General features: G+C 72.5%; 19 protein-coding genes and 1 riboswitch. Of the genes, 10 read left to right on the top strand and 9 right to left on the bottom strand.

Annotated features, from left to right (window positions below; all coding sequences use genetic code 11):
* Positions 1–44 precede the first annotated feature (44 nt).
* A riboswitch (TPP riboswitch) is annotated at positions 45–156 on the top strand.
* The 5 genes from thiO to ABTZ58_RS15020 all read left to right on the top strand — a co-directional run bounded on the left by thiO (position 154) and on the right by ABTZ58_RS15020 (position 5,263).
* Positions 154–1,323 (top strand): glycine oxidase ThiO, encoded by a 1,170-nt coding sequence (gene thiO, locus ABTZ58_RS15000; RefSeq protein ID WP_351355519.1) that lies wholly within the window; start codon positions 154–156, stop codon positions 1,321–1,323. It overlaps the preceding riboswitch by 3 nt.
* A complete protein-coding gene (gene thiS, locus ABTZ58_RS15005; protein WP_351355522.1) occupies positions 1,320–1,520 on the top strand; it encodes a sulfur carrier protein ThiS in 201 nt (66 codons plus the stop codon). The genes thiO and thiS overlap by 4 nt, the downstream gene beginning before the upstream one ends.
* A gap of 2 nt (positions 1,521–1,522) precedes the next feature.
* Positions 1,523–2,320, top strand: coding sequence for a thiazole synthase (locus ABTZ58_RS15010; protein WP_351355525.1), 798 nt, complete (start codon positions 1,523–1,525; stop codon positions 2,318–2,320).
* A gap of 85 nt (positions 2,321–2,405) precedes the next feature.
* The gene (gene pknB, locus ABTZ58_RS15015; protein WP_351355528.1) at positions 2,406–4,334 is read left to right on the top strand and encodes a Stk1 family PASTA domain-containing Ser/Thr kinase; all 1,929 of its coding nucleotides are present in this window, start codon (positions 2,406–2,408) and stop codon (positions 4,332–4,334) included.
* A gap of 50 nt (positions 4,335–4,384) precedes the next feature.
* Complete coding sequence (locus ABTZ58_RS15020; RefSeq protein WP_351355530.1) at positions 4,385–5,263, top strand: deoxyribonuclease IV; 879 nt, start codon at positions 4,385–4,387, stop codon at positions 5,261–5,263.
* 5 nt (positions 5,264–5,268) lie between these two features.
* Here the strand turns inward: ABTZ58_RS15020 and ABTZ58_RS15025 are convergent, their stop codons facing one another.
* Entirely contained in the window at positions 5,269–5,919 is a 651-nt protein-coding gene (locus ABTZ58_RS15025; RefSeq protein ID WP_351355533.1) for a sulfite oxidase-like oxidoreductase, read from the bottom strand.
* Between the two features lie 175 nt (positions 5,920–6,094).
* Between ABTZ58_RS15025 and bfr the strand changes: the two genes are divergently transcribed.
* Positions 6,095–6,571, top strand: a complete 477-nt coding sequence (gene bfr / locus ABTZ58_RS15030; protein WP_351355536.1) for a bacterioferritin — start codon at positions 6,095–6,097, stop codon at positions 6,569–6,571.
* Between the two features lie 9 nt (positions 6,572–6,580).
* On the opposite strand, the gene ABTZ58_RS15035 is transcribed toward bfr, so the two are convergent.
* Positions 6,581–6,814 carry a (2Fe-2S)-binding protein gene (locus ABTZ58_RS15035; protein WP_351355539.1) on the bottom strand — a complete coding sequence of 78 codons (234 nt, stop codon included), beginning with the start codon at positions 6,812–6,814 and terminating at the stop codon, positions 6,581–6,583.
* A gap of 149 nt (positions 6,815–6,963) precedes the next feature.
* Positions 6,964–8,316 carry a class II 3-deoxy-7-phosphoheptulonate synthase gene (locus tag ABTZ58_RS15040; RefSeq protein ID WP_351355541.1) on the bottom strand — a complete coding sequence of 451 codons (1,353 nt, stop codon included), beginning with the start codon at positions 8,314–8,316 and terminating at the stop codon, positions 6,964–6,966.
* Positions 8,317–8,410: 94 nt separating this feature from the next.
* Between ABTZ58_RS15040 and ABTZ58_RS15045 the strand changes: the two genes are divergently transcribed.
* Together ABTZ58_RS15045 and ABTZ58_RS15050 are read left to right on the top strand one after the other, a co-directional pair.
* Positions 8,411–8,467 carry a trp operon leader peptide gene (locus tag ABTZ58_RS15045; protein WP_078625594.1) on the top strand — a complete coding sequence of 19 codons (57 nt, stop codon included), beginning with the start codon at positions 8,411–8,413 and terminating at the stop codon, positions 8,465–8,467.
* A 95-nt stretch (positions 8,468–8,562) separates the two neighbouring features.
* Positions 8,563–10,428, top strand: a complete 1,866-nt coding sequence (locus ABTZ58_RS15050) for an anthranilate synthase family protein (protein ID WP_351355544.1) — start codon at positions 8,563–8,565, stop codon at positions 10,426–10,428.
* A gap of 45 nt (positions 10,429–10,473) precedes the next feature.
* Here ABTZ58_RS15050 and ABTZ58_RS15055 read toward each other — a convergent pair whose 3' ends face one another.
* From ABTZ58_RS15055 to ABTZ58_RS15070, 4 genes are read right to left on the bottom strand one after another with little or no spacing between them, the layout of a single operon-like run.
* Positions 10,474–11,502, bottom strand: coding sequence for a 6-phosphofructokinase (locus ABTZ58_RS15055; protein WP_351355547.1), 1,029 nt, complete (start codon positions 11,500–11,502; stop codon positions 10,474–10,476).
* A gap of 53 nt (positions 11,503–11,555) precedes the next feature.
* A complete protein-coding gene (locus ABTZ58_RS15060; RefSeq protein WP_351355550.1) occupies positions 11,556–12,245 on the bottom strand; it encodes a response regulator in 690 nt (229 codons plus the stop codon).
* Positions 12,242–13,483, bottom strand: a complete 1,242-nt coding sequence (macS, locus tag ABTZ58_RS15065) for a MacS family sensor histidine kinase (protein WP_351355553.1) — start codon at positions 13,481–13,483, stop codon at positions 12,242–12,244. Before macS ends, ABTZ58_RS15060 begins: the two co-directional genes overlap by 4 nt.
* A gap of 32 nt (positions 13,484–13,515) precedes the next feature.
* The gene (locus ABTZ58_RS15070; RefSeq protein WP_351355556.1) at positions 13,516–14,319 is read right to left on the bottom strand and encodes a lysophospholipid acyltransferase family protein; all 804 of its coding nucleotides are present in this window, start codon (positions 14,317–14,319) and stop codon (positions 13,516–13,518) included.
* 202 nt (positions 14,320–14,521) lie between these two features.
* On the opposite strand from ABTZ58_RS15070, the gene ABTZ58_RS15075 reads away from it, so the two are divergent.
* The gene (locus tag ABTZ58_RS15075) at positions 14,522–15,319 is read left to right on the top strand and encodes an alpha/beta hydrolase (protein WP_351355559.1); all 798 of its coding nucleotides are present in this window, start codon (positions 14,522–14,524) and stop codon (positions 15,317–15,319) included.
* A complete protein-coding gene (locus ABTZ58_RS15080) occupies positions 15,312–15,974 on the top strand; it encodes a hypothetical protein (protein ID WP_351355562.1) in 663 nt (220 codons plus the stop codon). The genes ABTZ58_RS15075 and ABTZ58_RS15080 overlap by 8 nt, the downstream gene beginning before the upstream one ends.
* Here the strand turns inward: ABTZ58_RS15080 and ABTZ58_RS15085 are convergent.
* Positions 15,971–16,717, bottom strand: coding sequence for an endonuclease/exonuclease/phosphatase family protein (locus ABTZ58_RS15085; protein WP_351355565.1), 747 nt, complete (start codon positions 16,715–16,717; stop codon positions 15,971–15,973). The genes ABTZ58_RS15080 and ABTZ58_RS15085 overlap by 4 nt on opposite strands.
* A gap of 106 nt (positions 16,718–16,823) precedes the next feature.
* Positions 16,824–17,777, bottom strand: coding sequence for an ROK family glucokinase (locus ABTZ58_RS15090; protein ID WP_309095194.1), 954 nt, complete (start codon positions 17,775–17,777; stop codon positions 16,824–16,826).
* Between the last annotated feature and the right edge of the window lie 104 nt (positions 17,778–17,881).

Consider the following 17,881-nt stretch of genomic DNA (forward strand, 5'->3'; position numbering starts at 1 on the left):
GGCTCCCTTACTGCGGCCCACGGCGTCCGGCTAGGGTGGTGCGCGCAGAGACTCGCGGGAGCCCGGACGCACCGGGCTGAGAGGGAGGCTGGCGGCCTCCGACCGTACGAACCTGATCCGGGTCATGCCGGCGAAGGGAGGGGCTGGACGCCCATGTCGCGTACGCCGACCTCAGACGTCCTCGTCATCGGGGGCGGGATCATCGGGCTGGTCACGGCCTGGCGGGCCGCGCAGCGCGGGCTCGCCACGGCGGTGGCCGACCCCGAGCCGGGCGGCGGGGCCGCGCAGGTGGCGGCCGGGATGCTGGCCGCCGTCACGGAACTGCACTACGGCGAGCAGACCCTGCTCGGTCTGAACCTCGCCTCCGCCCGGCGCTACCCGGACTTCGCGGCCGAACTCACCGAGCTGACCGGCCACGACGTCGGCTACCGCCGGTGCGGCACGCTCGCCGTGGCCCTGGACGCCGACGACCGGGCCCACCTGCGCGAGCTGCACGCCCTGCAGCGGCAGTCGGGGCTGGACTCCCAGTGGCTGTCGGGGCGCGAGTGCCGGCGCCTGGAGCCGATGCTCGCGCCGGGCGTGCGCGGGGGCCTGCGAGTGGACGGCGATCACCAGATCGACCCCCGGCGGCTGGCCGGGGCGCTGGTCGCCGCGTGCGAGCGGGCCGGTGTGGTCTTCCACCGGGTGTGGGCCGAGCGGCTCACCGTCTCCGGGGACCGGGCCACCGGAGCCGTCACGGCCGACGGCACCGCGCTGGCCGCCGGGCAGGTCGTGCTGGCCGCGGGCAGCCTGAGCGGACGCCTCGCCGGGGTGCCGCGGGACGTGCTGCCGCCGGTGCGGCCTGTGAAGGGGCAGGTCCTGCGGCTGACCATGCCGGGGCGGCACGGGCCGTTCCTGAGCCGGACGGTGCGCGCGGTCGTGCGCGGCAGCCATGTCTACCTGGTGCCGCGCGAGAGCGGCGAGCTGGTCGTCGGGGCGACCAGCGAGGAGCTCGGCTGGGACACCACCGTGACCGCGGGCGGCGTGTACGAGCTGCTGCGCGACGCCCACGAGCTGGTCCCGGGCATCACCGAGCTGCCGCTCACCGAGACCCGGGCCGGACTGCGCCCCGGCTCCCCCGACAACGCGCCCCTGCTCGGCCCGACCGGCCTGGAGGGCCTGCTGCTGGCCACCGGGCACCACCGCAACGGCGTCCTGCTCACGCCGGTCACCGGCGACGCCCTGGCGCACGCCCTGGTCACGGGTGAACTCCCGGAGGAGGCCCGTCCGTTCACCCCCAAGCGCTTCAGCACCGTCACCGCACTCACGGAGCAGCCCGCATGAACATCTCCGTCAACGGGGAGCCCCGGGACGTCCGGCCCGGCACGGCTCTCGACACCGTCGTGCAGTCGCTCACCGCATCGCCCTCGGGAGTGGCCGCCGCCCTCAACGAAACCGTCGTCCCGCGCGCCCAGTGGCCGTCCACGCCCCTCACCGAGGGAGACCGCGTGGAGGTCCTCACCGCCGTCCAAGGAGGCTGACCATGGCCGACGATCCGTTCGTCCTCGGGGGTACGACCTTCACCTCCCGCCTGATCATGGGCACCGGCGGGGCGCCCAGCCTCGACGTGCTGGAGCGCTCGCTGGTGGCGTCCGGGACGGAGCTGACCACGGTCGCGATGCGCCGCGTGAACCCCTCGGTCCACGGCTCGGTGCTGTCCGTCCTGGACCGGCTCGGCATCCGGGTGCTGCCCAACACCGCGGGCTGCTTCACCGCCGGCGAGGCCGTCCTCACGGCCCGTCTCGCGCGCGAGGCCCTCGGCACCGACCTGATCAAGCTGGAGGTCATCGCCGACGAGCGCACCCTGCTGCCGGACCCGATCGAGCTGCTGGAGGCGGCCGAGACGCTGGTCGACGACGGGTTCACGGTGCTGCCGTACACCAACGACGACCCGGTGCTGGCCCGGAAGCTGGAGGACGTGGGCTGCGCCGCGGTCATGCCGCTCGGCTCGCCGATCGGCTCCGGGCTCGGCATCCGCAACCCGCACAACTTCCGGCTGATCGTCGAGCACGCGCGCGTGCCGGTGATCCTGGACGCGGGGGCCGGAACGGCGTCGGACGCGGCGCTGGCCATGGAGCTGGGGTGCGCCGGTGTGATGCTCGCCTCGGCGGTGACGCGGGCGCAGGAGCCGGTGCTGATGGCCGACGCCATGCGGCACGCCGTGGAGGCGGGGCGGCTGGCCTTCCGAGCCGGGCGGATCCCGCGGCGGCATTTCGCCGAGGCGTCGTCGCCGGCCGAGGGCATGGCCGTGCTGGATCCGGAGCGCCCCGCCTTCCAGTAGGGCAGACGTCACAGGACGGCTGCAGTCCCGCCCCGAATCCGCCGGTCGGGGAGGGCTGTCGGTCACGGCTCGTAGACTCCCCTGCGTGGACACGACCCTTCAGGACCCCTTGGTCGGGCAGGTGCTCGACGGGCGGTACCGCGTCGACGCGCGGATCGCGGTCGGCGGGATGGCCACGGTCTACCGGGCCGTGGACACCCGCCTCGACCGGGTCCTCGCGCTCAAGGTGATGCACCCCGCCCTCGCCGTCGACGCCTCGTTCGTCGAGCGGTTCATCCGCGAGGCGAAGTCGGTCGCCCGGCTGGCCCACCCGAACGTGGTGCAGGTCTTCGACCAGGGCACCGACGGCGGTTACGTCTACCTGGCCATGGAGTACGTCGCCGGCTGCACGCTGCGGGACGTGCTGCGCGAGCGCGGGGCGCTGCAGCCGCGGGCCGCGCTGGACATCCTGGAGCCGGTGCTGGCCGCCCTGGGCGCCGCGCACCGCGCCGGGTTCGTGCACCGCGACATGAAGCCCGAGAACGTCCTGATCGGGGACGACGGCCGGGTCAAGGTCGCCGACTTCGGGCTCGTCCGGGCGGTGGACACGGTGACCAACACCACGGGCACGGTGCTGGGCACGGTGTCGTACCTCGCCCCCGAGCAGATAGAGAACGGCACGGCGGACCCCCGCGTCGACGTCTACGCGTGCGGCGTGATGCTCTACGAGATGCTGACCGGCGACAAGCCGCACGACGGGGACTCCCCCGCCGTGATCCTCTACAAGCACCTGCACGAGGACGTCCCGCCCCCCTCGGCCGCCGTCCCGGGCCTGGCCTACGAGCTGGACGAGATGGTGGCCGCGGCCACCGCCCGCACGCCGGAGATCCGCCCGTACGACGCCGTGGCCCTGCTCGCCCAGGTCCGCGACGGACGCGGCCGGCTGAGCGAGGAGCAGCTGGACTCGACGCCACCGCAGGCGCTCGCGGCCGGACACGACAACGCCGACGACCGCACGAGCGTGATCCCCCGCGCGCTGACCACACCGCGCCCGCTGCCGGTGAACGAGGACGAGGCGCCCGAGGCGGAGCTGCACCGCACGAGCCGCTTCGCCTCCCCGCCGCCTCCGCCGAGGCGCCGCACGGGATCGCGGCGCGGCCCGATGACGATCGTGGTGGCCGTCCTTCTCGTGCTCGGCCTGGGCACGGGCATCTGGTACATCAACTCGGGCCAGTTCACCGAGGTCCCGCCGCTGCTGGCGAAGACGCAGGCCCAGGCCGAGGACCGGCTGGCGGACGCCGGCCTGGAGCTCGGCAAGGTCGAGCACGCCTACAGCGACACCGTCGAGCGCGGCCAGGTCATCAGCAGCGACCCCGAGGCCGGGACGCGCATCCGCGGCAACGACGCGGTGAGCATCACCGTCTCGGACGGCCCCGAGACGGTGCGCGTGCCCGCCCTGGCCGGCCGGAAGCTGGCCGAGGCGCGGTCCCTGCTGAAGCAGGACGGGCTGGAGCCGGGCATGGTCACGCGCGCGTTCAGCGAGGACGTGCCGCGCGGCTCGGTGGTCTCGGCCCGGCCGGCGGACGGCACGAAGGTGCGCGCGGGCACGGCGGTCGCGCTCGTCGTCAGCAAGGGCAGCCCGGTCGACGTCCCCGACGTCACCGGTGACGACGAGGCCGATGCCCGGGCCGAGCTGGAGGACGCCGGCCTGAAGGTGAGGATCGCCACCGAGCGGGTCAACTCCTCGGAGTTCGACAAGGGCCAGGTCGTGAAGCAGAGCCCGAACGCCGGCGGCCGGGCGGCCGAGGGCGACACGGTGACGCTGACGCTGTCCAAGGGCCCCGAGATGATCGAGGTGCCGGACGTGGTCGGCGACAGCGTCGACGAGGCCCGGCAGGCGCTGGAGGGCGCCGGGTTCCAGGTCGACGAGGACCGCGGCCTGCTCGGCCTGTTCGGCGACACCGTCAAGGGCCAGTCGGTCGAGGGCGGCGAGACGGCGCCCAGGGGCTCGACGATCACGATCGAGATCAGGTGACGGCCGGGCCCCTGGACGGGGCACGGCCGGACGCATGACACCCTGAACGGGTGAACAGTCAGCTGTCCGGCCCTACCCGCAACCCCGTGGGCGGCCATGTCCCGGTGGCCGGCGGCCTCCACCGCGTCGGCCTGTCGTACGCCCGTGACCTGGGGGCGGAGACCGTCCAGGTCTTCGTCGCCAACCCGCGCGGCTGGGCCACACCGGCCGGGAACCCGCGGCAGGACGAGGCGTTCCGCGCGGCGTGCGAGGCCGAGTCGATCCCCGCGTACGTGCACGCCCCCTATCTGATCAACTTCGGCTCGCACACCGAGGCGACCGCGCGGCGGTCGGTGGAGTCCCTGCGGCACTCGCTGCGGCGGGGGCGGGAGATCGGGGCGCGGGGCGTGGTGGTGCACACGGGCAGCGCGACCGGCGGCCGGGACCGGTCCGTGGCGCTGAAGCAGGTCCGCGAGCACCTGTTGCCGCTGCTGGACGAGCTGACCCACGACGACGACCCGTTCCTGCTGCTGGAGTCGACGGCCGGCCAGGGCGCCTCGCTGTGCTCGCGGACGTGGGACTTCGGCCCGTACTTCGAGGCGCTGGACGCCCACCCGATGCTGGGGGTGTGCCTGGACACCTGCCACATCTTCGCGGCCGGGCACGACCTGACCGGCCCGAGCGGCATGCACCGGACGCTGGACCTGCTTGTGGAGACGGTCGGCGAGGGCCGGCTGAAGCTGATCCACGCCAACGACTCCAAGGACGTGGTGGGCGCCCACAAGGACCGGCACGAGAACATCGGCGCCGGCCACATCGGCGAGGACCCGTTCCGCGCCCTGATGACGCACCCGGCGACCGCGGGCGTGCCGCTGATCATCGAGACGCCGGGCGGCAGGGAGGGGCACGCCGCGGACGTGGAGCGGCTGAAGAAGCTGCGCGACGGCTGACGCCCTCAGAGGTCGGGGCCGTCCCCCGGTTCCTCCTGGTACGAGTAGCGCTGCTCACGCCAGGGGTCGCCGATGTTGTGGTAGCCGCGCTCCTCCCAGAACCCGCGCCGGTCGGCGGTCATGTACTCCACGCCGCGCACCCATTTGGGGCCCTTCCAGGCGTACAGGTGGGGCACGATCAGGCGCAGCGGGAAGCCGTGCTCGGCGGTGAGGAGTTCGCCGTCCTTGTGGGTGGCGAACAGGACCCGGTCGTTCGCGAAGTCGGTCAGCCGCAGGTTGGAACTGAATCCGTACTCGGCCCACACCATCACATGGGTGACGTCGTCCGCGGGCGGGGCGAGGTCGAGGATCGTCCGGGCGGGGATGCCGCCCCACTCGGCGCCCAGCATGCTGAACTTCGTGACGCAGTGCAGGTCGGCCACGACGCTGGTGTGGGGCAGGGCCGTGAACTCCTCGTGGGTCCAGCAGTGCTTGCCGCCGTCGGCGGTGGCGCCGAAGACCCGGAACTCCCAGCGCTCGGGCCGGAACTTGGGGACGGGCCCGTAGTGCGTGACCGGCCAGCCGCGCTGCACCCGCTGCCCCGGGGGGAGTCCGGGCTGCGTCTCTCCGGCCGCATCGCGCCCTTCTCCCGATGCGTTTTCCAGCGGCTGACCCATGACTCCATCCTGACAGACCTCGGGTGATGCCCCTCACCGGGGCCACCGCAAACCAGGCATTTTCCACTAAGCATGCCCTTACTTACTAAGTGAAGACTTACTGGACGATCTTCGCCGCCGGTGGAATCATGCGGCGCAACCTGCCAGTTCCCCCGCGTTGGAAGGAGCCTCTGCGATGCAGGGCGACCCCGAGGTCCTCGAATTCCTGAACGAGCAGTTGACCGGCGAGCTGACGGCGATCAACCAGTACTGGCTGCACTACCGGATCCAGGACAACAAAGGCTGGACCAAGCTCGCCAAGTACACGCGTGAAGAATCCATCGACGAGATGAAGCACGCGGACAAGATCACCGAGCGCATCCTGATGCTGGACGGCCTGCCCAACTACCAGCGGCTCTTCCACGTCCGGGTCGGTCAGACGGTCACCGAGATGTTCCAGGCCGACCGGCAGATCGAGGTCGAGGCCATCGACCGCCTCAGGCGCGGGATCGAGGTGATGCGCAGCAAGGGCGACGTCACGTCGGCGAACATCTTCGAGGAGATCCTCGCGGACGAGGAGCACCACATCGACTACCTGGACACGCAGCTGGAGCTGATCGAGAAGCTGGGTGAGGCGCTGTACATCGCGCAGCAGATCGAGCAGCCGAGCTAGGGCCTGCCGTCAGGCGGCGTCTTCCAGCTCGGCGAGCACCGGCTCGCCCCGGTCGGCCAGGTCACGGCGGGGGCAGTTGGCCCTGCCCAGGATCGCCTGGATCCGGCGGACGCACGACCCGCAGTCCGTGCCCGCCTTGCAGGCGGAGGCGATCTGGCGGGGGGTGCAGGCGCCGCTGTCCGCGTGCTGCTTGACCTGCTGCTCGGTGATCCCGAAGCAACTGCAGACGTACACGCGGTCCACCTCCCGACGGGTTCGTTCTGTGGTGCCGTCCCCGTTGATCGGTGAGGCAAACCTAACCTTACCCGCCGGGTCGGAGGCGCAAAAGTCGAGAGGGGCGCGGATCGTGTGTGATCCGCGCCCCAGTCGATGCCCGGTAACAGGCGGCCCCGCTACTGGTCCCTGTACATCTCCGCCACGAGGAACGCCAGGTCCAGCGACTGGCTGCGGTTGAGCCGCGGGTCGCAGGCCGTCTCGTAGCGCTGGTGCAGATCGTCGACGAAGATCTCGTCGCCGCCGCCCACGCATTCGGTGACGTCGTCGCCGGTGAGCTCCACGTGGATGCCGCCCGGGTGCGTGCCGAGCTCCTTGTGGACCTCGAAGAAACCCTTGACCTCGTCGAGCACGTCGTCGAAGCGGCGGGTCTTGTGCCCGGAGGCCGCCTCGAAGGTGTTGCCGTGCATCGGGTCGGTCACCCAGGCCACGGTCGCGCCGGAGGCGGTGACCTTCTCGACCAGCTCGGGGAGCTTGTCGCGGACCTTGTCGGCGCCCATGCGGACGATGAAGGTCAGCCGGCCGGGCTCGCGCTCCGGGTCGAGGCGCTCGATGTACTGCATCGCCTCCTCGGCCGTGGTCGTCGGGCCCAGCTTGATGCCGATCGGGTTGCGGATCCGCGAGGCGAACTCGATGTGCGCGTGGTCCAGCTGCCGGGTGCGCTCGCCGATCCACACCATGTGCGCGGAGACGTCGTACAGCTGCCCGGTGCGCGAGTCGACCCGGGTCAGGGCGGACTCGTAGTCGAGCAGCAGCGCCTCGTGCGAGGAGAAGAACTCGACGGTCTTGAACTCCTCCGGGTCGGCCCCGCAGGCGTGCATGAAGTTCAGCGCGTTGTCGATCTCGCGGGCGAGCTGCTCGTAGCGCTGCCCCGACGGGGAGGACTTCACGAAGTCCTGGTTCCAGGCGTGGACCTGGCGCAGGTCGGCGTAACCGCCGGTGGTGAAGGCGCGCACCAGGTTCAGCGTGGAGGCGGAGGCGTGGTACATCCGCTTCAGCCGCTCGGGGTCCGGGATCCGGGCCTCTTCGGTGAAGTCGAAGCCGTTGACGGAGTCGCCGCGGTAGGTCGGCAGTGTCACGCCGTCGCGGGTCTCGGTCGGCTTGGAGCGCGGCTTGGAGTACTGGCCGGCGATCCGGCCGACCTTCACGACCGGCACGGACGCGGCGTACGTGAGCACGGCGCCCATCTGGAGCAAGGTCTTCAGCTTGTTGCGGATCTGGTCCGCGGACACCGCGTCGAACGCCTCGGCGCAGTCGCCGCCCTGGAGGAGGAACGCCTCTCCCTTGGCGACGGCCGCCATCCGGGCGCGCAGCTGGTCGCACTCGCCCGCGAAGACGAGCGGCGGATACGACTCGAGGTCCGCGATCACTGCGCGCAGAGCCTCGGTGTCGGGGTACTCGGGCTGCTGCGCCGCGGGCAGGTCTCGCCAGGTGTTGCCAGCACTCGCGCTGGTCTTAGCGTTCACGGTCACGGCCTCAACACTACGGGGTCACATCGGGCGCCCAGACCCATGCCCAGCAAGTGAGACACCGGGTACCCCTCGGACATGGGGTAGGGTCCGTGGCATGTTCGCGCACTCGACCCAGACCTGGTGGTGGACCGCTCATCCGGCGGCCCGCTGACTGCGCGTACTCGAGACTTCGCGAAGGCCGCCCGAGGGGCGGCCTTCGGTGTTTCCGGGGTCCGTTCCTCCCTCCCTGAGAAGGAGCACGGACCCATGAACCTGCTCGGCTTGCCGGACGACTCCCGTCCGTTCGCCCTGCTCCGCCGCCGTACCCCGGGCCACGACCACGAGCTGGTCGAGGTCCTGATCGGCCCGGTCGCCGCCCACGAGCGGCTCGCCGACCTCCCCGGCGAGAGCCTCGCGCTCGTGCCCTTCCGGCAGATCCGCGAGCGCGGCTTCGACGTCCGCGACGACGGCACGCCCCTGCTGGCGCTCACCCCCGAGGAGTCGTACTCCGTCCCGCTGGCCGAGGCACTGGAGCAGCTCCCGGCGCACGACGTCCGTGTCGACGACGGAGGCTTCGACGTCGCCGACGAGGAGTACGCGCGGATCGTCGGACGCGTGCTGGAGGAGGAGATCGGCCGGGGCGAGGGTGCCAACTTCGTGATCCGCCGGACCTACCGCGGCCGGATCCCCGGGTTCGGGCGGGCCGACGCCCTCGCCCTGTTCCGGCGGCTGCTGGAGGGCGAGCGGGGGGCGTACTGGACGTTCGTCGTGCACACCGGGGACCGCACGCTGGTCGGGGCGAGTCCGGAGGTGCATGTGCGGATGTCCGGCGGCACGGTCGTCATGAACCCGATCAGCGGCACCTACCGCTATCCCGCCGAGGGGCCGACGCCCGGGCACCTGCTGGACTTCCTCGCCGACGGCAAGGAGACCGAGGAGCTGTCGATGGTCGTCGACGAGGAGCTCAAGATGATGTGCACCGTCGGCGACATGGGCGGGGTCGTGGTCGGGCCCCGGCTGAAGGAGATGGCACACCTCGCGCACACCGAGTACGAGCTGCGCGGCAGGTCCTCGCTGGACGTGCGGGAGGTGCTGAGGGAGACCATGTTCGCCGCGACCGTCACCGGCTCGCCGGTGCAGAACGCCTGCCGGGTGATCGAGCGGCACGAGAGCGGGGGACGCGGATACTACGCCGGGGCGCTGGCCCTGATCGGCCGGGATGCGGGCGGGGCCCAGACCCTCGACTCCCCCATCCTGATCCGCACCGCCGACATCGACGCGGACGGACGGCTGCGGGTCCCGGTCGGCGCGACCCTGGTGCGCGGCTCGGACCCGGCGGGCGAGGTGGCCGAGACCCACGCCAAGGCGGCCGGGGTGCTGGCGGCCCTGGGCGTACGGCCGCCGCGGCCGCGCGCGGAGCACGCGCCCGTACGGCTGGCGGACGATCCACGCGTGCGTGCGGCGCTGGACGGGCGCCGGGCCTCGCTCGCGCCCTTCTGGCTGCGGATGCAGGAGCGCTCCGGGAGACTCGCGGGGCACGCCCTGGTCGTCGACGGGGAGGACACCTTCACGGCGATGCTCGCGCACGTGCTGCGCTCCGGCGGCCTGGAGGTGAGCGTGCGGCGGTACGACGAGCCGATGCTGCGGGAGGCGGTGCTCGGCCACGAGGGCCCGGTGGTGCTGGGGCCCGGGCCGGGCGATCCGTCCGACCCGGCCGATCCGAAGATGCGGTTCCTGCGTTCCCTGACCGCCGAGGTGATGCGGGCGGAGCGGCGGGGCGTGCTGGGCGTCTGCCTCGGCCACGAGCTGATCGCCGCGGAGCTGGGGCTGGACATCGTGCGCAAGGAAGTGCCGTACCAGGGGGCGCAGACGGAGATCGAGCTGTTCGGGCGGCGGGAGACCGTCGGGTTCTACAACAGCTACGTGGCCCGCTGCGACGACGAGACGGCCGCCGGGCTGACGGCCCGCGGGGTCGAGGTCTCCCGGGCCGTGAACGGTGAGGTGCACGCGCTGCGCGGGCCCGGGTTCGCGGGTGTGCAGTTCCATCCCGAGTCGGTGCTGACGCTGAACGGGGCACGGGTGGTGCGGGAACTGGTGGCGCAGCTGCGCGGCACGGGCGCGCCCTCGGTCTGACCGGGTGCCGGCCGGGGCCGCCCGCCCCCGGCCGGCCTCGGGCGGTCAGCCGAAGAACACCCCGACCTCCTCGTACAGCGCCGGGTCCACCGTCTTCAGGCGGGCCGTGGCGTCCGCGAGGGGGACCCGGACGATGTCGGTGCCGCGCAGGGCGACCATCGTGCCGAAGGCGCCGTCGCGGACGCAGTCGATGGCGTGCAGGCCGAAGCGGGTGGCGAGCCAGCGGTCGAACGCGCTGGGGGTGCCGCCGCGCTGGACATGGCCGAGGACGGTCGTGCGGGCCTCCTTGCCCGTGCGCTTCTCGATCTCCTTGGCGAGCCACTCCCCCACCCCGGACAGCCGGACGTGCCCGAAGGAGTCCAGGGACCGGTCCTTGAGGACCATGTCGCCGTCCTTCGGCATCGCGCCCTCGGCGACGACGACGATCGGCGCGTACGACGCCCGGAAGCGGGAGGTCACCCAGTCGCACACCTGCTCCACGTCGAAGCGCTGCTCCGGGATGAGAATGACGTTGGCACCGCCGGCCAGGCCCGAGTGCAGGGCGATCCAGCCGGCGTGCCGGCCCATCACCTCCACGACCAGGACCCGCATGTGGGACTCGGCGGTGGTGTGCAGCCGGTCGATGGCCTCGGTGGCGATGCCGACGGCGGTGTCGAAGCCGAAGGTGTAGTCGGTGGCGGACAGGTCGTTGTCGATGGTCTTGGGGACTCCCACACAGGGCACGCCGTGCTCGCCGGACAGGCGGACGGCCACGCCCAGGGTGTCCTCGCCGCCGATCGTGATGAGCGCCTCGACCTCCAGCCGGGCGAGGTTCTCCTTGATCCGGCGGATGCCGTCCTCCTCCTGCAGCGGGTTGGTCCGCGAGGAGCCGAGGATCGTGCCGCCGCGGGGCAGGATGCCGCGCACCGCGGGGATGCCGAGCGGGACGGTGGCGTTCTCCAGGGGCCCTCGCCAGCCGTCCCGGAAGCCGGTGAAGTCGTAGCCGTACTCCTGCACGCCCTTGCGGACGACGGCCCGGATGACGGCGTTGAGGCCGGGGCAGTCGCCGCCTCCGGTCAGTACTCCGACGCGCATGGAACAGTCCCTTCGCCGCAGGTGCCTGACGAAGGGTCAGTGTGACGTGCCTCTCACTCGTCGTCGAGGCCGCGCTCGATGGCGTACCTGACCAGTTCGACCCGGTTGTGCAACTGGAGCTTGCCTAGGGTGTTCTGGACGTGGTTCTGCACCGTGCGGTGCGAGATGACCAGGCGCTCGGCGATCTGCTTGTAGCTCAGGCCCTTGGCGACCAGGCGCAGCACCTCGGTCTCTCGGTCGGTGAGCCGGGGCGCCTTCGGCTCGTCGGTGTCGGGGGCCGGGGCGGGCTCGGAGGCGAGGCGGCGGTACTCGCCGAGGACCAGTCCGGCCAGGCCCGGCGTGAAGACGGGGTCGCCGACGGCCGTGCGGCGCACCGCGTCCTGGAGCTCCTCGGTGGAGGCCGACTTCAGCAGGTAGCCCGTCGCGCCGGACTTCACCGCCTCCAGGACGTCGGCATGCTCGCCGCTCGCGGACAGCACCAGGACGCGCAGCGCCGGGTTCGCGGCCACGACCTCCTTGCAGACCTGGACGCCGGGCTTGCCGGGCAGGTTCAGGTCGAGCACCAGGACGTCCGGGGCGGCGGCCTTGGCGCGGCGCACGGCCTGGTCGCCGTCGCCGGCGGTCGCGACCACCTCGAAGCCCGTCTCGGCCAGGTCGCGGGCGACCGCGTCGCGCCACATGGGGTGGTCGTCGACCACCATGACCTTGATCGGTTCCTGCCGGTCCCCAACGCTCCGCGTCATCGCCGCTCCGCCTTCCCCCGTGTGTCCGTCACGTCCTTCGGTACCTTCAGCTCGACCTCCGTGCCCTGGCCCGGCACCGAGATCAGTTCCGCGCTGCCGCCGAGGTCGCGCAGCCGGCCGCGGATCGACAGGGCGACACCGAGCCGCCCCTCGCCCTCGGCCTGGGCGAGCCGTCCCTCGGGGATGCCGGGGCCGTCGTCCCGGACGGTGACGATCACCTCGTCCGGTTCGTCCTCGACCAGGATCCAGGCGCGCGCCTGCTCCCCGGCGTGCTTGCGGACGTTGTCCAGGGCGGCCCCGACGGCGGCGGCCACCTCCCGGGCGGCGGCCGGTGCCAGCGGCACGGGCGCCCCCGGCTCGGCCAGGCTGACCCTGGCCCCCGCGTACGGCGCGAGCAGGGCGCGCAGGTCGACCGGGACGCCGTCGGCCGGCTCGTCCTCGTCCGGGCCGTCGTCGACGGCCCGGACGAGCGCGCCCTGGGCCGCGTCCTCCGAGACCCGCGAGACGGGCACGAGCCCGCCGGAGACCAGGGTGCGCAGGGCGACCTCCTGCTCGCCGGCCATCCGGCCCAGCTCGGCCGCCTCGCCGCCGATCACCGCCCCGCGCCGCTGCACCATGGCCAGCACCTGCAGGACGCTGTCGTGGATGTCCCGGGCCAGGCGCTCCCGTTCCCGTGTCGCGGCCTCGATCTCCAGGGCGCGGGCCAGGGTGCGTTCGGAGGCGCGGGCGACCTCGACGACGTAGCCGATGGCGATGGAGGCGATGCAGACCAGGATGACGTTGTGGACGGTGTCGCGGGCCGGGCTGCCGCGCTCGATCAGGTTGGCGACGGCCACCAGGCCGCTGGCCGCGGCCGCCCAGCGCCAGCCGCCCTTGATGGCGAAGGCCAGGACGGCACCGGCCGTCCATATCGACGGCAGGGTGGGGCCACCCGACTGGACCCGCTCGTGCGCGTCGGCGACGGGCGTGAGCAGGATGCCCGTGAGGGCGATGGTCAGGTCGGCGGCGAGGAACGCCTTGGTGCAGCGGGCGGCGTTCGCGACCCGGGGCAGCGTGGCCAGGGTCCACGCGCCCAGTACGGCGAAGTAGGCGACGGCGACCCAGGGGCGGACGAACTCCTCGTAGGCGGTGGCGAACAGGCCGACCGCGTACAGCACCGTCAGCACCCGGTACGCCGTGAGCGCACGCCACAGCGGCTGCTCGACCGACATCCTCATCACGCGCTCGCGTCCGGCCATGTCCCCCACCCCCCGGCCTGCCCCGTCCCGGGCTAGGTCCGCGGCTCGCCCGTCTGCTCGTCCTTCCCGGCCTTCTCCTTCTCGGCCTGTTCCTTCTCGGCCTGTTCCTTCTCCGCCCGTGCGAGCGCGGCCCTGGCCGCCTTGTCGGCTTCCTTCTCCGCCTTCGCCGCGTCCGCGAGCTGCCGCTTCATGGCCGTCGCGTACATGTCGACGTACTCCTGACCGGAGAGCTTCATGATCTCGTACATGACCTCGTCGGTCACCGCGCGCAGCACGAAGCGGTCGTGCTCCATGCCCTGGTAGCGGCTGAAGTCGAGGGGCTTGCCGATCCGGATGCCGGGCCGCATGAGTTTGGGCACGACCTTGCCGGGCGGCTGGATCTTCTCCGTGTCGATCATGGCGACCGGGACGACGGGCGCGCCGGTCGCGAGCGCCACGCGCGCGAGGCCGCCCGGCTTGCCCCGGTAGAGCCGGCCGTCGGGCGAGCGCGTGCCCTCCGGGTAGATCCCGAACAGCTCGCCGCGCTCCAGCACCTCGATCCCGCTCCTGATGGCGGCCTCGCCGGCGCCGCGCGCACCGGAACGGTCGACGGGCAGCTGGCCGACGCCCTTGAAGAAGGCGGCCGTCAGCCGGCCCTTCACCCCGGGCGTGGTGAAGTACTCGGCCTTCGCGATGAACGTGACCTTGCGGTCCAGGACCGCGGGCAGGAAGAACGAGTCCGAGAAGGACAGGTGGTTGCTCGCCAGGATCGCGGGGCCCTCTGCGGGAACGTTCTCCAGGCCTTCCACCCAGGGCCTGAAGGCGACCTTGAGCGGTCCCCCAACAGCGACCTTCATCGCGCCGTACAACAACCGAGTGCCTCCTGTGTGTGTCGGTCAGACCTTAACCCGGAGCGCTGTCGAAGGCGCCGACGGCCCTGGTCGGTGTCAGTGCGGTCGCGTACGGTGAAGGTCCCGCGAACGACGTGCGACCCCTTCCATGACGTTCCGTGACGATCCGTGATCGTGTCCGTCCCTTCTCACGACCTGGAGGCCGAAGGTGCCGGTCCTTGCCGGAGCCGAGCCGTTTCGCCACGAGGGCGGGGAGGTCGCCGTCCTCCTCTGCCACGGTTTCACCGGTTCACCGCAGTCGCTGCGCCCCTGGGCGCAGTACCTCGCCGAGCACGGCCTGACCGTCTCCCTGCCGCTGCTGCCCGGGCACGGCACCCGCTGGGAGGACCTGCGGATCACGGGCTGGCAGGACTGGTACGCGGAGGTGGACCGCGAGCTGCGCGCCCTGCGCGAGCGCCGCGCCAAGGTCTTCGTGGCCGGTCTGTCCATGGGCGGCGCCCTCGCCCTGCGCCTGGCCGCGAAGCACGGCGACGCCGTGAGCGGCGTGGTCGTCGTCAACCCGGCGAACAAGGTGCACGGCCTGGCCGCGCACGCCCTGCCGGTGGTCCGCCACCTGGTCCCGGCGACGAAGGGCATCGCCAGCGACATCGCCAAGCCGGACAGCCGGGAGCTGGGCTACGACCGGGTGCCGCTGCACGCGGCGCACTCGCTGCGCCGGTTCTTCCGGATCGTCGACGGTGAGCTGCCCCAGGTCACCCAGCCGGTGCTGCTGCTGCACAGCCCGCAGGACCATGTGGTGCCGCCCGCCGACTCGGCCCGTGTCCTCAGCCGCATCTCGTCGACGGACGTGAAGGAGATCCTGCTGGAACAGAGCTACCACGTGGCCACGTTGGACCATGACGCGGACCGGATCCACGAGGAGAGCCTCGCGTTCATCGACCGGCTCGCACCCGGCCTCGTCAAGGAGCCCGGGCTCGGCAAGGAAGGGACGACCGCAGGTGGCTGAGCACGACTCCGACCGCGAGGGCCGCGAAGGCCGCGAAGGCCACGAGAGCCGCGAGCCGGACGAGAAGGGCGTCCCCATCGACGAGGAGGCCGCCTGGGCGGCGATCGTCGCCGGCTACGGCGACGAGCCGCCGGACCCGCCGGGTGCCAAGCCGTTCAAGTCGGTCGAGGACCTCGCGCTGCTGGAGTCCCCGACCAACGACGACCGGGTGGACACGGCGGCCGGGACGGCCCCCGCCGAGGCCGGCCGGCCCGGGGAGCCGGACGGGCCGGAGCCGAAGCCGTCGGGTGACAGGCCGGACAAGCCGGCCGGGCCGCTGGGTGGCTCCGTCTCCTTCGCGCCCGGCGTCGGCCCCCGCGACCACACCGTGCCCGAGCCCACCGAGGACGACTTCGACGCGGACGACGAGGGCCATTTCGTGCCGCCGGAGCCGCCGCCGCTGCCGACCGCCGACCCGACGGCGAAGTTCGCCTGGCTCGGGGTGCTCGGCGGGCCGGTGCTGCTCCTGCTGGCCGTGCTGCTCGGCTGGGAGATGACCTGGTGGCTGACCACGCTCGCGATCGGCGGGTTCCTGGGCGGGTTCGCGACGCTGGTGATGCGCATGCGGACGGACGACGAGGAGGACGACGACCCCGGGCGGGGAGCGGTCGTCTAGGACGCCGGCACCCTGAGGGCGGCCAGGACCGGGAGGTGGTCCGTGGCCGCCCTCAGGTCTGTCCCGGTCACCCCGGGCAGGTCGGTCGGTACGCCGCAGCCCAGCACCTCGACGCCCTCGGTCGCGAAGATCGCGTCGATGCGCTGGTGGGGGTCGGCGGGGGTCCAGGTGTGCTCGCCGCCCCAGGGGGACGCGGCCCGGCAGTCGGTCAGGGTGCCGGCCAGGCGGCGGAAGGCGGGGCCGTCGGGCCGTTCGTTCAGGTCGCCACCGGCGATCGCGTGCTCCACGCTCAGCCCGGCGAGCCGGTCCAGGAGCATGCCGGCCTGGTCGTGGCGCTCGTCCTGCTGCAGGGACAGGTGACAGCTCAAAACGCCGAGGCGGGCGCCGGCGATGCGGACGACCGCGCTGGCGAAGCCGCGGCGGTGCAGGCCGGGGGTGTGGGGCAGGAGGACGTCCTCCGTGCGTTCGACGCCCACCCGGAGCGAGCTGAGGATCGCCGGGCCCGTGGTGGTGGCGCCCCCCGTGACGACGACCAGGTCGCAGGCGAGGGCGAGGCGGGCGAGCTTCTTGCGCCACCGGAAGAAGCGGGGGGCTTCCTGGACGAGCACCAGGTCGGGTTCGCAGGCGCGGATGACGCGGGCCAGGGCGGCGGTGTCGTCCCGCATCGAGCGGATGTTGTAGCTGAGGACCCTGATGACCGCGGAACCGTCGGGTTCGGTACGGGAGTTGGGGAGCGGCGGCATGTGATCAATCTACGCCCCCCGTGGCTCGGGGCGCGGGGACCGTGCGCGTGTGCCGGTGGTTCGTGGCTTGTCGCACAGTTCCCCGCGCCCCTGACAGCACAGGGCGTCACATGATCGGGTCGGGCTCCCGGGCCAGGTCGGCGGCTCCCACCAGGCCCGCCTTGTTGCCCAGTTCCGCGGCGCGGACCTCGGCCACCGGGCGCCAGTTTCCGCCCACCAGCCAGCGCTTGTAGGACTTGCGGATCGGGCCCAGGACCAGTTCGCCCTCGTCGGAGAGGCCGCCGCCGACGATGAACGCCGAGGGGTCGAAGAGGGAGGCGAGGTCGGCCAGGCCCGCGCCGACCCAACGGGCCAGTTCGCGGTAGGAGTCGACGGCCACACGGTCGCCCTGGCGGGCGGCCATGGAGATGTGCTTGCCCTCGATGCCGTCGGGCGTGCCGTTGCCGAGGCCGAGCAGGATCTCGGCGTTCTCGGGGGTGGCGTTGGCGCGCTGCTTGGCGTACCTCACCAGCGCGCGGCCCGAGGCGTACTGCTCCCAGCAGCCCTGCGAGCCGCAGCCGCACAGCAGGCCGTCCGGCACCATGCGGATGTGGCCGAACTCGGCGGCCACGCCGAAGTGTCCGCGGCGCAGCTTGTTGCCGATGATGATGCCGCCGCCGAGGCCCGTGCCCAGCGTGATGCAGATGACGTTGCGGTGGCCCTTGCCGGCACCGAACTTGTACTCGCCCCACGCCGCGGCGTTCGCGTCGTTCTCGACGACCACCGGGAGGCCCACACGGGCCTCGACCTTCTCCTTGAGCGGCTCGTTGCGCCAGTGGATGTTGGGCGCGAAGTAGACCTCCGAGCGCTGCCGGTTGACGTAGCCGGCGGCGCCGATGCCCACGCCGACGATGTCGTGACCGACGTGTGCGCCGTCCACCGCCGAGGCGATGGCGTCCACGATGCCCTCGGGCGTGCCCGGGGTCGGCACCTTGTGGGTCGAGAGGATGTTGCCTTCCTCATCGACCACGCCGGCCGCGATCTTCGTGCCGCCGATGTCGACGCCGATGGTGAGTCCCATGAATCCCTCAGTTTCGGTCGAGCCCCGCTACGGGCAACGGTACCCGAGGCCCTGCCCCGGGGTTCCTGTCGTCCGGTCGGTGGGCACGCCCGGCGGCGGCGCGC

This window comes from Streptomyces sp. NPDC094143 (assembly GCF_040303825.1).
Taxonomy (GTDB): domain Bacteria; phylum Actinomycetota; class Actinomycetes; order Streptomycetales; family Streptomycetaceae; genus Streptomyces.